General features: G+C 73.3%; 16 protein-coding genes. 8 read left to right on the forward strand and 8 right to left on the reverse strand.

Translation table 11 applies throughout. From position 1 onward, the window contains the following. The first annotated feature begins 8 nt into the window (after window positions 1–8). From ESZ52_RS09935 to ESZ52_RS09950, 4 genes are all read left to right on the forward strand, one after another. Entirely contained in the window at window positions 9–1,292 is a 1,284-nt protein-coding gene (locus tag ESZ52_RS09935) for an APC family permease (RefSeq protein ID WP_131104803.1), read from the forward strand. Continuing rightward, the gene (locus ESZ52_RS09940) at window positions 1,289–2,275 is read left to right on the forward strand and encodes a GNAT family N-acetyltransferase (protein WP_131104804.1); all 987 of its coding nucleotides are present in this window, start codon (window positions 1,289–1,291) and stop codon (window positions 2,273–2,275) included. The genes ESZ52_RS09935 and ESZ52_RS09940 overlap by 4 nt, the downstream gene beginning before the upstream one ends. After that, the gene (locus ESZ52_RS09945; protein WP_131104805.1) at window positions 2,272–3,072 is read left to right on the forward strand and encodes an alpha/beta fold hydrolase; all 801 of its coding nucleotides are present in this window, start codon (window positions 2,272–2,274) and stop codon (window positions 3,070–3,072) included. The genes ESZ52_RS09940 and ESZ52_RS09945 overlap by 4 nt, the downstream gene beginning before the upstream one ends. Before the next feature lie 88 nt (window positions 3,073–3,160). Beyond that, window positions 3,161–3,781, forward strand: a complete 621-nt coding sequence (locus ESZ52_RS09950) for an L-threonylcarbamoyladenylate synthase (protein WP_131104806.1) — start codon at window positions 3,161–3,163, stop codon at window positions 3,779–3,781. Window positions 3,782–3,784: 3 nt separating this feature from the next. Here the strand turns inward: ESZ52_RS09950 and ESZ52_RS09955 are convergent, their stop codons facing one another. The 6 genes from ESZ52_RS09955 to ESZ52_RS19900 all read right to left on the reverse strand — a co-directional run bounded on the left by ESZ52_RS09955 (window position 3,785) and on the right by ESZ52_RS19900 (window position 8,634). Beyond that, window positions 3,785–4,123, reverse strand: a complete 339-nt coding sequence (locus tag ESZ52_RS09955; protein WP_131104807.1) for a hypothetical protein — start codon at window positions 4,121–4,123, stop codon at window positions 3,785–3,787. 137 nt (window positions 4,124–4,260) lie between these two features. After that, a complete protein-coding gene (locus tag ESZ52_RS09960; protein WP_131104808.1) occupies window positions 4,261–5,397 on the reverse strand; it encodes a methyltransferase domain-containing protein in 1,137 nt (378 codons plus the stop codon). A 65-nt stretch (window positions 5,398–5,462) separates the two neighbouring features. Further along, the gene (locus ESZ52_RS09965) at window positions 5,463–6,041 is read right to left on the reverse strand and encodes a DoxX family protein (protein ID WP_131104809.1); all 579 of its coding nucleotides are present in this window, start codon (window positions 6,039–6,041) and stop codon (window positions 5,463–5,465) included. After that, on the reverse strand, window positions 6,038–6,466 hold the full coding sequence (locus tag ESZ52_RS09970) for an HIT family protein (RefSeq protein ID WP_131104810.1): 429 nt from the start codon (window positions 6,464–6,466) through the stop codon (window positions 6,038–6,040). The genes ESZ52_RS09965 and ESZ52_RS09970 overlap by 4 nt, the downstream gene beginning before the upstream one ends. 46 nt (window positions 6,467–6,512) lie before the next feature. After that, entirely contained in the window at window positions 6,513–7,010 is a 498-nt protein-coding gene (locus tag ESZ52_RS09975) for a DUF4342 domain-containing protein (protein ID WP_181010004.1), read from the reverse strand. 55 nt (window positions 7,011–7,065) lie between these two features. After that, a complete protein-coding gene (locus tag ESZ52_RS19900; RefSeq protein ID WP_131104812.1) occupies window positions 7,066–8,634 on the reverse strand; it encodes an aspartate:alanine exchanger family transporter in 1,569 nt (522 codons plus the stop codon). 194 nt (window positions 8,635–8,828) lie between these two features. Between ESZ52_RS19900 and ESZ52_RS09985 the strand changes: the two genes are divergently transcribed. From ESZ52_RS09985 to ESZ52_RS10000, 4 genes are all read left to right on the forward strand, one after another. Continuing rightward, window positions 8,829–9,605 (forward strand): hypothetical protein, encoded by a 777-nt coding sequence (locus ESZ52_RS09985; RefSeq protein WP_131104813.1) that lies wholly within the window; start codon window positions 8,829–8,831, stop codon window positions 9,603–9,605. Window positions 9,606–9,752: 147 nt separating this feature from the next. Beyond that, complete coding sequence (locus ESZ52_RS09990) at window positions 9,753–10,901, forward strand: zinc-dependent alcohol dehydrogenase (RefSeq protein WP_131104814.1); 1,149 nt, start codon at window positions 9,753–9,755, stop codon at window positions 10,899–10,901. After that, window positions 10,898–11,497 (forward strand): hypothetical protein, encoded by a 600-nt coding sequence (locus tag ESZ52_RS09995; RefSeq protein WP_425600008.1) that lies wholly within the window; start codon window positions 10,898–10,900, stop codon window positions 11,495–11,497. The genes ESZ52_RS09990 and ESZ52_RS09995 overlap by 4 nt, the downstream gene beginning before the upstream one ends. Further along, entirely contained in the window at window positions 11,494–12,039 is a 546-nt protein-coding gene (locus tag ESZ52_RS10000; protein ID WP_131104815.1) for a DUF1360 domain-containing protein, read from the forward strand. Before ESZ52_RS09995 ends, ESZ52_RS10000 begins: the two co-directional genes overlap by 4 nt. Here the strand turns inward: ESZ52_RS10000 and ESZ52_RS10005 are convergent. Together ESZ52_RS10005 and ESZ52_RS10010 are read right to left on the reverse strand one after the other, a co-directional pair. After that, complete coding sequence (locus ESZ52_RS10005; protein WP_131104816.1) at window positions 12,000–12,731, reverse strand: esterase/lipase family protein; 732 nt, start codon at window positions 12,729–12,731, stop codon at window positions 12,000–12,002. The genes ESZ52_RS10000 and ESZ52_RS10005 overlap by 40 nt on opposite strands. Window positions 12,732–12,771: 40 nt before the next feature. Beyond that, the gene (locus ESZ52_RS10010) at window positions 12,772–13,542 is read right to left on the reverse strand and encodes an alpha/beta fold hydrolase (RefSeq protein WP_131104817.1); all 771 of its coding nucleotides are present in this window, start codon (window positions 13,540–13,542) and stop codon (window positions 12,772–12,774) included. Window positions 13,543–13,659: the final 117 nt, after the last annotated feature.

Genomic DNA, 13,659 nt, shown 5'->3' on the forward strand with positions numbered 1-13,659 from the left:
CCCCGCGGATGAGGGGTCCGCAGGCCCGTTCGCTGCAGCGCTCCCTGAGCCTGGGCGACGCCGTCACGATCGGCCTGGGCGCCATGGTCGGCGCCGGGGTGTTCGCGGTCTGGGGTCCGGCGACCGCCGCCGCCGGTGGGGCCGTGCTCCTGGCGCTGGCCCTGGCCGCGGTCGTGGCCATCTGCAACGCGCTGTCCTCCGCGGCGCTGGCCGCCCGCTACCCGTCGGCGGGCGGCACCTACGTCTACGGCAGGGAGCGGCTCGGGGAGGTCTGGGGCTACCTGGCCGGCTGGTGCTTCGTCGTCGGCAAGACCGCCTCCTGCGCGGCGATGGCGATGACTGTCGGGGCCTACTTGGTGCCCGGGGCCGAGCGGGTCGCGGCCGTGGTGGCGGTGGTGCTGGTGACGGCCCTCAACCTGGCCGGGGTGCACCGCTCGGTGGCCGCCTCGCGGGTCATCGTCTCGGTCGTCGCCTGCGCCCTCCTGGGTGTCGCGGTCGCCGCCGTGTGGCCCCGTCCGTCCGGGCCGCTGCTGGACCCCGCCCGGCTCGTGGCGGCCCCGGAGAGTGGCTGGGGGGTGCTGCAGGCGGCCGGGCTGCTCTTCTTCGCCTTCGCCGGGTATGCCCGCGTCGCCACCCTGGGGGAGGAGGTGCGCGACCCCGCCCGGGTGATCCCCCGAGCCGTGGTCATCGCCCTCGGGGCGGTGCTGGTGCTGTACGCGGTCGTCGGCGTGGTCGTGCTCGGTGTCCTGGGCCCGGCCGGGACGGCCGCCTCGACCGCGCCGGTGGCGGACGCCGCCGCCGTGGTCTGGGGGTCAGGGTGGGCCTGGGTGGTCCGGCTGGCGGCCGGGCTGGCCGCCGTGGGTGCGCTGCTCAACCTGGTCCTCGGTGTGTCCCGCACCACCCTGGCGATGGCCCGCGACGGACACCTTCCGCAGGTCCTGGCCACGGTGGCGGGGCCGCAGGGGGTGCCCCGGGTCGCCGAGCTCGGCGTAGGGCTCGTGGTGCTGGTCCTGGTGGTGGTCGCCGACCTGCGGGGGGTGATCGGCTTCTCCAGCTTCGGGGTGCTGCTGTACTACGCCGTGGCCAACGCGGCCGCGTTCACGCTGCGCCGGGAGTGGTCGGTCGGGGCCTGGGTGCCCGTGCTCGGGCTGGCCGGGTGCCTGGTGCTGGTCGTCGCACTGCCGAGGACATCGGTGCTGGTAGGGCTGGCTGTGGTGGCGGTCGGGGCGGCGGCATACCTCCTCGCGCCGTTTGGGCGTCGGGGACCCGGTGAGGGAAGATCTGGGTCATGACCGACTACCGCTGGGCGCCCATCTCGCACGCCGACCTGGAGCAGTGGGCGGCGCTCGCCAACCACCTGGCGAAGGTCGACGGCACGGAGGAGTTCACCTCGGTCGAGGACCTCGCCGAGGAGCTGGACAGCCCGCACCGCGACCCCGAGCGGGATACCTGGGCGGTCTGGGACGGGGACCGGATGGTCGCCGAGGCACTGGTCTCGGTCCCGACGACCCTGGACTACGAGGGCAGGGCCCGCTGCTACGTGTCCGGCGGGGTGCACCCCGACCACCGGGGCCGGGGCCTCGGCAGCCGGCTGCTCGCCCTGTGCGAGGAGCGCGGCCGCGAGCTGCTCACGCAGCGGCACCCGGGCCGGGAGGCCTACTTCGGCGCCGACGGAGAGCTCGAAGGGTCCTCCGCCCGCGACCTGCTCACCGACCACGGGTATGCCGTGGTGCGGCACTTCAACCACCTGCGTCGCGACCTGGGTGAGGTCACCGATGGCACGGCCCTGCCGCCGGTGCCGGAGTACGACGACGTCGAGCTGCTCACCCCCACCCTCGAGCACGAGGGGGCGGTCCGGGTGGCGCACGAGCAGGCGTTCGCCGACCACTGGGGGTCGGGGCCGGTCGCACCTGGCCCGTGGCACCAGCGCTGGGTCTCCCGGTCGGCCAGGGGAGAGCTGTCCACGATCGCGGTCGCGCGCGGCGGGGAGCACGACGGCCAGGTCGTCGCCTACGTCCTGGTCGGCCAGTGGGTCGACCGGGAGGCCTACGTCAACATCGTCGGCACGGTCGCCGCCTTCCGCGGGCGCGGCCTGGCCGCCGCCTGCCTCAGCCGCACCATCGGGCTCGCGGCCGCCAGCGGGGGCTACGACGTCATCGACCTCGACGTCGACTCCACCAGCCCGACGGGCGCCACCAGGCTCTACGAGCGGCTCGGCTTCCGGCACCTCCGGCAGACCGCGGCGATGCGGCGTCCCGTGGAGGTGTCGCCGTGACCGGCGCACCGCTGGGGGAGACCCGGATCGGTGACTCCGGCCCGTGGGTCGTGTTCTGCCACGGCCTGTTCGGTCGGGGCAAGAACTTCACCAGCGCGGCCAAGGCGCTGCAGCCCGACTTCCGCAGCCTGCTGCTCGACATGCCCGACCACGGCACGTCGCCGTGGACGGAGCGGTTCGACTACGGGCACGCAGCCCAGCTCGTCGCCGACCACCTGCGGGCGGGCGTGGCCGCGGACGGCCCGGTGCACGTCGTGGGCCACTCCATGGGCGGCAAGATCGCCATGACGCTGGCGCTGATCGCCCCTGAGCTCGTCGACCGGCTCGTCGTGGTCGACATCACGCCCACGGGCAGCTCCGGGGTGTCGGAGTTCGCGCACTACCTGGACTCCCTGGCCCGGATCGACCTCGACGCGCTGCGCAGCCACGGCGACGCCGACCGTGCCCTGGCGCACGACGTGCCCCAGCCCAGCCTCCGGGGCTTCCTGCTGCAGAACCTGCGCCGCGACCGGGAGACCAAGGCCTTCGCCTGGCAGCCCAACCTGCACCTGCTGCGGCGCGACCTGGACGCCATCACCGGCGACATCCCCGACGACGGCCGTACCTTCGAGGGGCCGGTGCTGTGGATGGCCGGCGGCCGTTCGGACTACGTCACCGACGAGCACGGCCCGGTGATGCGCCAGCTGTTCCCCAAGGCGGTGCAGGTGACGATCAAGGACGCCGGGCACTGGGTGCACTCCGAGCAGCCGGACGCCTTCGTCGCCACGCTGCGCTACTTCCTGCAGCACGCAGGCTGATCCCGGGCATCCGCGTCACACCGGCACGGCGCAGTCGCGCGAGGCTGGCCCGGACAGCGGCGGGCGGCGCTGGCTAGAGTGTCGGAGCATGGCGCGCTTCGTGGACATCCACCCGGTCGACCCCCAGCCCCGGCTCATCCAGCAGGTGGCGAGCGTCCTGCGAGAGGGTGGACTGGCCGCCTTCCCGACCGACGCCTGCTACACGCTCGGGGCGCGGCTGGGCGACCCCGACGCCAAGCAGCGGATCGTCGACATCCGCCGTCTGGACGACCGGCACCACTTCACCCTCATGTGTGCCGACTTCGCCCAGATGGGGCAGTTCGTGCAGGTCGACAACACCGTGTTCCGCGCGGTGAAGGCCACCACACCCGGCAGCTACACCTTCATCCTGCCGGCCACCAAGGAGGTGCCGCGCCGACTGCTGCACCCCAAGAAGAAGACCGTCGGCGTGCGGATCCCGAACAGCCCCATCGCGCACGCCCTGCTCGCCGAGATGGGTGAGCCGCTGCTCACCAGCACCCTGCTCCTGCCGGGCGAGGACGAGCCGCTGGGCTACGGCTGGGAGGTCAAGGAGCGCCTCGACCATGTGGTCGACGTCGTCGTCGACGGTGACCAGACCGGGTGCGAGCCGACCACGGTGGTCGACTTCTCGGCCGGGGAGGTCGAGGTGGTGCGCCAGGGCGCGGGGGACCCGACGCCGTTCCGGTGAAGGTCAGGTGGGCTGCCAGTCCAGGGTGACGGCGTCGGCGAGCTCGGTCCCGGCCTGCTCGGCGATGATCTGCTCGATGTAGGTGCGCCGCTCCTCGTTGGGCGCCCGGACCTCGAACCGCAGCCCGGACCCGCTGCCCTCACCTGCCTCGACGACGCGGATCCGCACCTGACCTCCCTCGCGGAAGGGGATGGTATAGCCGTCCTGCTCGCGCAGCGACCCCCGGTACAGCTGGGCCTCGTCCATGATGACCTCCAGGCGCTCGGCCGGGGCGTCCATCTCCAGGAAGGCCACGCTGCGGGCGCGTGCTGCCTGGGGGACCGCATCGAAGGTGTTCGGCATGTTCACTCCAACTTCCTTGTCCGGGGGAGAACGCCTTCCATCATGTCAGAGTCGTGCGGGTCGCGACCGGGGTGGTGGGCCTGCCGACGAGGCGGAGTCGAGGTACCTTCCCGCCGGACGTGATCCGGGGGTGCCGCTCAGCGTCGGTGGAGCAGCACGGCCACCTCGTGGTGGTCGGTCTGCGGGAACATGTCGAACAGCCTCGCCTGCTCGACCTGCCAGGACGGCATCCTGGACAGGTCGGCAGCCAGGGTGCGCGCATTGCAGCTGGAGTAGACCAGGTGCTGGACGCGGCTCTCCTCGAGGCGTCCTGCGAGCCGGGCCCCCAGGCCACGGCGCGGCGGGTTGACCACGACCGTGTCCGGGCCGTCCGCCTCGGCCAGCAGGGTCGTGGCGTCCCCCGCCTCGAAGCGCGTGTCCGTCAGCCCCAGCTCCTCCGCCGACCGACGGGCGCTGGCCACCGCGTCCTGCGAGACCTCGACGCCGAGCACCTGCCGCCCCGGCGCCGCGCAGTGCAGGGCGAAGCCGCCCACCCCGCAGTAGAGGTCCCACAGCACCTTCGGCCCCCGGCCCGCGTCCACGCCGTCGACCCACCGCGCTACCTGGGCGTAGAGGGCCGCCGCCACGGCGGTGTTGGTCTGGAAGAAGCTGCGGGTGCCCAGGTGCAGCACCAGCTCGTTGACGCGCATCGGCAGGGTGTCCTGCTCGCTCAGGACCAGTTCCTCCGGACCTTCCAGCACCGCCTTGTGCTCCGGCTGGAGGTTGACCGAGAGCACCCGCAGGCCGGGCAGCGCCTGCTGCAGCGGACCGGCCAGCTCACGCACGCGGGTCAGCTGGCCGGGGGAGCGCAGCACCAGGCGGGCCATGAGCTGGTCGTCCGGCGAGACGGTCACCAGCAGATGCTTCAGCTCGCCCTGCCGGGTCGGCACGTCGTAGGGCGTGAGCCCCGAGCCGGCCACCAGGTCGGCCAGGGCCAGGACCGCGCGGTGCAGCTCGGGCTCGTACAGACCGCAGTGCCGCAGGTCGACACCCTCGCCCCCGGGGTCGAGGATGCCCAGGGTGGGGGATCCCTTGCGGCCGCCGACGGCCAGCTTGGCCTTGTTGCGGAAGGCGGACTCGCTGCTGGGCTGCGGGTCCAGCCAGCGGTCGGGTGTCACGTGCTCCGCCAGGGATGCCGCGACCGTGCGCTGGGTGGAGGCGAGCTGGACGGGATACGGCACCCCCATGAGGGTGCAGGACCGACAGGCGCCGGCGTCGAAGTAGTCGCACTGCACCGGACCAGCGTAGGCGGAGGAACGACCCGGCCAGACCGGCGTCAGCAGGGAGACGGTCCGCCGCGTCAGGGGCGCCCGGCGGTCCGCAGGTTGTCCAGCGACCAGCGCCCGGCCCCGGTGAAGACCAGCGGCAGGACGAGCGCGACGTAGAGGAGGGCGTTCTCGCCGGTCAGCGCACCCTGGGGGCCGAGCACCGCGTAGTCGACGCGGACGGCGAACATCAGCCCCCAGATGGCGGACATCATCGCCGCCAGGAGGAAGGCCGCGGGGCGGGTGAAGAGGCCGACCGCGATGAGGCCCGGCAGGGTGACCTGGCCGAGCATCACCACCCAGGCGATGACCTCCGGTGCCTGGGCGCCGACGAAGGAGCCGCCGACCGCCTCGGTGAAGGCCGGCATGTCGAAGGCCTTGTGCAGGCCGTGCGGGACCAGGACCAGGGAGCCGCACCGGAGCAGGAGAAGACCGAAGTCGACGCCTCGTCCGTGGACCTCGACCTGCCCTGCGAGTGCGTAAGCGTCGTCGTCCCAGGACACGGGGTCGTCCACCTCGCGGTGGTAGCGGGCGCCCCCGTCGTCAAGGACACCGCGCTCGTCCCGGAGGCCACCGTCTCCGCCAGAGGGCGGGGCGGGGCGGTCCGGGCTCATGCCTCGCCGGGAACGTGGGCCCCGTCGCTCTGGGTGCGCAGCGCCGCACGCAAGGCGTCCGCGTCCTGCGCCAGCTGCTCCGGCGTCCGGCTGGAGCGCCGCGACAGCTCGAAGTCGCTGGCCGAGTTCGCCGGAAAGACGTGCAGGTGAGCGTGAGGGACCTCGAAGCCCTGGATGATCATCCCGACCCGGGCCGCGGCGAAGACCTCCTGCTGGGCCCTACCGACACGGGCGGCGACGTCCATCAGGTGGGCGAGCGTCTCCCCGGGCAGGTCCAGCCAGTGGTCGATCTCCGCCCGCGGGACCACCAGGGCGTGACCTGGGGTGAGCGGCTCGATGTCGAGGAGGACGCCGCAGACGGCGTCGGTCCACAGCAGCTGGCCCGGGATCTCGCCGTCGATGATCTTGCTGAAGATGCTCGCCATGCCGGTCAGCGTAGTCCTCAGGCCGCGGCGTCAGCCGGTGCCGCGCTCAGCTGGGTGTGGGAATGGGCGGGGTGCCGTCGTCGTCGCTGTCGAGGTCGGCGTCGCCGCTCGTGCCGCCCTGCGGCTGGGCCTGCGGAGGTGTGCCGTGGGTGTCCGGAGGAGTCCAGTCGGGGTCGTCCTCCACCCACCCGCCCGCGCCCGCCGGACCGGCTGTCTGCTGGGCCGCGCCACCCTGAACCGTCTGCCCCTGGACGGTCGCCCACGGCGAGCCCTGCGGGCTCACCCGCTCCACCTCGAGCCGCACCTTGGCCATCGCCCCGCCCACGGCGGCGACGGCAGCCAGCAGCGGCGAGGCCACGACGGCCAGGGCACCGCCGGCCATGCCCCAGGTCAGCGGCACGCTCATCAGCTCCTTGCCGTCCTGGTCCTTGATCACCACCCGCCGGGTGTCGGCCTCCCTGGCCAGCTCCTTGACCCGCTCGGTCAGCTCGGCGCCGGTGGTCTCGAACCGCTCGGTGAAGGTGCGTCCAGACTGTTGGTCCATGGTCTCGTTCCTCCTGCGTGGTGGTGCACCCCCCGGTGGGTGCATGTGTCCCACGCTAGAGGACGCCGACCACCTGGACCAGGACGATCTTGACGATGATCCCGAGGGCGAAGAGCGCCGCATAACCGGAGTCGATCCGCTCGTCCGTGCACCGGCCGTTCGCGTAGGCCAGGATGGCCGGCTGTCCGACGAACCCGGCCAGCGCCCCGGCGGTGCGCGGCGGGCTGATCCCCACGCCGCGACCGACGAGCACCATGAGCCCTGCGCCCACGCCGACGGTCAGCGCAGCGAGCACCGCCGTGCGCAGGCCGAGCAGGGTGAACGCCTCCGCCGCGAACGCCTGCCCGGCGGACAGACCGGTCGCGCCCAGGAAGATGAGCAGCCCCAGCTGGCGGATGGTGAGGTTGGCCGGCAGCGGCAGTCCCCAGACGAGGGGACCGGTGCGCTCCAGCCGGCCGAGCACCATACCGATGACGAGGGGACCGGCCGCCGAGCCGAGGGCGAGGCTGACGCCGCCCGGCAGCGGCAGGGTGACCAGCCCCACCGCCAGGCCGAGCGCCAGCCCGACGCCCAGGGAAAAGGCGTCGATCTCGCTCACGCTGCGCTCGGAGTCGCCCAGGAGCCTGCTCACGTCCCGCAGCCGGCCCCGGGGGACGACGACCCGGACCCGGTCCCCGAGCTCGAGCGTCAGGTCGTCGTGCGCCAGCAGGTCGAGGTCGCCGCGGCGCACCCGGGTCACCACACCCTCGACGCGGGTGGGCAGGTCGAGTTCGCCGATCGTCCGGCCCGCCGCGTCCTTGCTGGAGACGAGGAAGCGGCGGTAGTCGACCTCCCTGCGGTCGTGCGCGAGGTGCTCGTCGACCCGGTGGCCCAGGTGGTCGGCCGTCGCCCGGACGGCCTGCTCCGGTCCGACGACGACCACCCGGTCACCGGTCCGCATCTGCTCGTGGTCGCCGACGACGCGCGTCTGTCCGTCGCGACGCAGGTAGGAGAAGCGCACCGAACCGTCGGCGGCGCCGGGCACGTCCCGCAGGGGCCCCGGGCGGGTCACCTCGACGCTGATGTCGATCAGACCCTCGCCCGCCGCGGAGGCGCTGTCCCGGGGGGTGGGCCAGGACCGGTTGATGATCGCGGCGACGACGAGGATGGTGACGACCACCCCGACGGGGTAGGAGATCGAGTAGCCGACCGCCGGCTCCTGGGTGCCGGCCTGGGCCGCCGCGGCCGCCAGCGCCGGGGTCGAGGTCAGGGCACCGGCGTAGGACCCGGCGGCGAGGGCCGGCGACAGCCCCAGCAGGCGCGCACCGAGGACAGCCGCGCCGGTGACCACCACGAGCACCACGACGGCCCCGGCCATCAGCGGCAGCTGCCGACGCAGGTCCCGGAAGAAGCCGGCCCCCGCGGCGACACCGACGGTGTAGACGAACAGGGCCAGTCCGAGGGTCTGCACCAGCCCGAGCCCCTCGCCCAGCCGCGGGTCCAGCGCACCGACCGCCAGGCCGACGAAGAGCGCACCGGCGGGCCCGAACCGGATCGGGCCGAAGGGGATCGTCCCCACGACTGTGCCGACCGCCAGCACGAGCATGATTGTCAGCAGCTGGTTCTCGGCCAGGACGTCGAGCATGCAGGCCATGCTCGCACCCACCACGCCGGTCGGGCACGGCACGGCGCTGATGGGCACGCACAGCGCCGCCGCCCTTCGGCACACCGAGGCGGGGCAGGGGGCGGGGCAGGGGGGGGCAGGCGGGGCGGTCGAGCGGCCATGGGCCCCGGCCGTCTCCCCGGGCAGGCGGCGCCCGTCGCCCCTAGCCTGGGGCCATGCCCAGCTCCCGGCCTGCCGCTGTCACGTCGAGCCCAGCGCCACCGCCCGGGACGGCGGCCGTCGCGCACCACCCGCCCCTGGGTGGCTCCGGCGGCCGAGGTCTCAGCCAGCTCCTGGGCCGGGCTGGCGGGGGCCTCCTCGCCGCGGTGTTCGGCGCGACCGCCCGCGTCCGTGGCACCCGGGCGCTGCACCCGGTCGGGGTATGCGGCCACGGTCGCCTCAGCATCGTCCCCGGCCCCGCGAGCGGCGTCGTCCTGCTGGACGATCCAGGTCCGCACGACTGCGCGCTGCGGTGGTCCCGGTCCACGGGACGGCAGCGTGGTCTCGACGTCGAAGGCCTGGCCCTGCGCGTCGACGGCCCCGGGCGCGGTGACGTGCTGCTCAGCTCCACCGGCACCGGGGTGCTCGGACGTCACCTGCTCGTGGTCCGCAGACCTCATCGGCACGGCCCCCTGACCACCCTGCTGCCGCTGCAGAGCGCGCGGGGAGCGCTGCTCCTCGCCCTTGACCCTGAGCCGCCGGAGGGGGAGGACCCGCCCACGGCATACCGGCTGCTGGTCAGCGCCCCCGGTCACCCGTGGCACGAGCGCGGCCGGCTCGAGATCGCCTGGACCGACCGGGACTGTCCGCGGCGGCACGACCCGGTCGGGCACCCGCCGGTGGGCACGTGGACCCACCCGTTCTGGGCGGCGCTGCGCGACCCCTCCTACGTCGCCTCGCAGCAGGTGCAGGCCCGGGTGATCGAGCCCGAGGCGATCACCGGCGCCGGGTGAGGTCACGGCAGAGCACCGGGGGACGCCCTTGGCCGGGCACGCGGCCGGTCGGCGATCTAGGTTGGAGGTCGGTCGGATCGTCACCCACGAGCCCGACCACCAGAGACGAACAGATCCACGAACACATCCCACGAACAGGAGGCGGTCGTGCGCGCCATGGTCTACCGCGGTCCCTACAAGATCCGGGTCGAGGAGAAGCCCAAGCCCCGGGTCGAGCACCCCAACGACGCCATCATCCGGGTGGTCATGGGCGCGGTCTGTGGCTCCGACCTGCACCTCTACCACGGGATGATGCCCGACACCCGGGTCGGCACGACCTTCGGGCACGAGTTCATCGGGGTCGTCGACGAGGTCGGCCCCTCGGTGCAGAACCTCAAGCCCGGGGACCGGGTGATGGTGCCGTTCAACGTCTTCTGCGGCAGCTGCTACTTCTGCGCCCGCGGCCTCTACGGCAACTGCCACAACGTCAACGCCAACGCCACCGCCGCCGGGGGGATGTACGGCTACTCCCACACCGCCGGCGGGTATGACGGTGGCCAGGCGGAGTACGTCCGGGTGCCGTTCGCCGACGTGGGCCCGATGGTCATCCCGGACTGGCTGGACGACGAGGACGCGGTGATGCTCACCGACGCCCTCCCCACCGGCTACTTCGGCGCCCAGCTGGGCAGCATCGCCGAGGGTGACGCGGTGGTCGTGCTCGGCGCCGGGCCGGTCGGGCTCTTCGCCGCCCGCTCCGCCTGGCTCATGGGCGCCGGCCGGGTCATCGTCGTGGACCACCTGGACTACCGGCTGGAGATGGCCCGGACCTTCGCCCACGCCGAGACGGTCAACTTCGCCGAGCACGACGACGTCGTGGTCCACCTGAAGCGAACCACGGACCACCTGGGCGCCGACGTGGTCATCGACGCGGTCGGGGCCGAGGCCGACGGCAACTTCCTCCAGCACGTCACCGCGGCCAAGCTCAAGCTGCAGGGCGGCTCGCCGATCGCGCTGAACTGGGCGATCGACGCGGTCCGCAAGGGCGGGACCGTCTCGGTGATGGGCGCGTACGGGCCGATGTTCAGCGCGGTGAAGTTCGGTGACGCCTTCAACAAGGGGCTCACGCTCCGGATGAACCAGTGCCCCGTGCGCCGGCAGTGGCCGCGGCTGCTCGAGCACATCCAGGCCGGCCACTTCAAGCCCAACGACATCGTGACCCACCGCATACCGCTGGAGCACGTGGGGGAGGCCTACCACCTGTTCTCAGCCAAGCTCGACAACATCGTCAAGCCGCTCATCGTCATGGACCCCGCATGAGGAAGGACTCGGACGTGCCCTACACCGCAGACGCCCCGCAGCGCCCGTCGGCCGAGGAGCTGCGCGCCAGGATCCCCGGGTGGGGAGCCGACCTGGACCCCGCCGACCGACCTTCGGTGCCCCGGGAGCAGTTCCTGCCCACCGGTGCCCACTGGACCCTGCCCGAGGACCAGCGCCCCCAACCGGGCCAGGCCGAGCGCGAGCGCTCCATCGAGCATGGTCGGCTCACCCCCGTGTACGGCACCTCGGTCCCGCTGCGCGGGCTCTCCGGGGTGATCCGTCGTCACGCCTACCGGCGCTACAGCGAGGCCCGCGCCGCCCACTGGCTGCTGTTGCTGGGCGCTGACCGGGTGGACGCGGTGGAGAGCCACCTGGCCTCGCTGCTCACCACCCGGCCCGACAACCCGATCACCCAGACCGGGATCCAGAGCGAGCTGGGCCAGGGACCCCTGCGCTCGCGGTTCGGCCAGCACCGGGCCGACTCCAGCCACCACGTCATCGACCCGGTCCTCATCGCCGGACCGTGGGTGCTGGCCGGTGGCGCGGCCTACGGCGCCCTGAAGCTCCTGCGCCGACGCGCCGCGGACCGCCGATGACCCAGGGGCACGTGGCCCGGGGACGGTTCGAGCGGGCGGTCCGCGCCGTGCTGCGGCAGCCGGCCGACGACGACCGCCCACTCGTCGGGTATGCCGCGCTCGGCGCCGGGTATGCCGTGACGGCTGCCGCTGCCCTGGCCGCGAGCGCGCGCAACGGCACGACCGGCAGGCCGGTGTCCTCCGGTGACCTGGCGCTCATCACCGTGGCCACCCACCGCCTGAGCCGGCTGATCACCAAGGAGACGGTCACCGCGCCCCTGCGGGCGCGGTTCACCACGCCCGTGGGGCCAGGCATGGCGTCGGAGATGCTGGAGGAGGTGAGCACCGACCCCCGGCACGACCCGTTCTCGCACGCCGTGGGGGAGCTGCTCACCTGTCCGTTCTGCATGGCGCAGTGGTGCGCGACGGCGCTGGTGGGCGCCCACCTGGTGGCGCCCCGCCAGGCTCGCCTGGTCACCTCGGTGCTGACCGCGGTGGCCGGGGCCGACGCCCTGCACTACGTCTACGCCTCGCTGGACCGGCTGCCCAAGCCCTCCGACTGACCGCCCGGCGCCGCGGCGGCGCGTCGGACGGCTTCCAGCAGCTCCGGGTCCGCGACGATCCGGAAGTGGCCGGACGTGCGCAGCGGGACATTGGTCGCGCCCTCCAGCCGGCTGCCGCCGGGGATGTGCGGGTCGAAGGCGCCCCAGATCGAGGTGATCCGGGTGTTGACCTCGAGCTGGGCGCCGAGCATGCGGACCGTCCGGTCCTGCGGGGAGAAGGCCCGGATCGACCTGGCCAGGAAGTACTGCGCGTAGCGGGAGCCCGCGAACGGGGTGGCGACCGCGATCATCCGGGCGATCCGCGCCTCCGGGTCGGCGCGCAGCATCGCGTACTTGCCGATCAGGCCGCCCTTGCTGTGTGCCACCACGAGCACCTCGCGCAGGTCGTGCTCCTGCAGGTAGGCGGCCACGTGCTCGGCGCTCGCGGCGACGGGTGCGGTGTTCCAGCGCAACCGGGTCAGGACGTGCACGGGGTGGCCCTTGTCCCGCAGCAGGTCCGCCACCGGACGCAGGAACTGCCACCGCTCGTAGATCCCCGGCAGCAGCAGGACCGGGGGAGCGGTCGCGGCTGGATCCAGGTAGTCAGCCGGATCGGTGCGGTCCAGCAGGCCGCGAGCCTGCCAGTACACGACATACCGGTAGTCGAGCACCCAGGCCCAGGCGTTGCGGGCCAGCTGACTGACAGAAGTCATGGCGAGGTCATGGCGAGGTCACGGCGATGTCATCGCGGTGTCATGGCGAGGGCGGGCGGGCGACGACCCACGCGTGCGCCAGGATCGCCTCGGCCACGTCGCGCGCGTGGGTGTACATGGCCACGTGCGCGGCCCCAGGGACGGTGACCAGCCGGGCGTCCGGGGCCAGCCGTTGCATCTGCTCGGCCCAGGGCTGGGTGGCGATCGGATCACGGGCCCCTCGCAGGAGGAGCAGGGGGACCTGCAGCCGGGGGAGCGCCTCCTCCAGGCGGTAGCCGAGCATGATCGGCACGTTCTTCAGGTACCACCGTGGGCCGGTCCGCGCGTAGTCGCGCAGTACCGCATAGTTGGCCAGCGGCGTCTCGCGCAGCGTGTCCAGCCCGAGTCGCGTCGCCTGACGCAAGGCGGTGCGGGCCGAGGGGTCGACGACGCCGCCGATGCCGACCACGCTGGGGTGGAGCCCAGGCTCCTGCAACGCCGCCTCCACCACGATCTGCACCCCCATCGAGTGACCGACCAGCACCGGCTGGTCCAGTCCGGCCGAGACGACGTAGGCGTTGAGGAGGGCCGCGTGCTCCTCGACGGACAGTGGGCGCTCGGGGCGGGGTGCCCCACCGAAGCCTGCGAGCTCGAGGACGTGCACGCCGCCGGACAGGGCCAGCGCCCGCGCCAGCCGGGTGTAGTAGCGGGACGCGACCCCGATGCCGTGCACCAGCACGAACTGCTGGCCCGTGCCGGAGTCACCCTGCGGACGCTTCACCAGCATGGAGCGGTCCCCGTGGCGGAACTCTTCGACCGTCCTCCAGTGCATACGGGCCACCCTACGGCTCAGCACCGGTCACCCCCTGCCGAAGGCGGGCTTCTCGGGCTAGAGTCGAGGCCACGGACCCGCACGGCGCCGGTCCGTCCCAGGGCGAGTGGGGTGACC

The sequence above is a fragment of the Ornithinimicrobium sufpigmenti genome, from assembly GCF_004322775.1.
GTDB lineage: Bacteria > Actinomycetota > Actinomycetes > Actinomycetales > Dermatophilaceae > Ornithinicoccus > Ornithinicoccus sufpigmenti.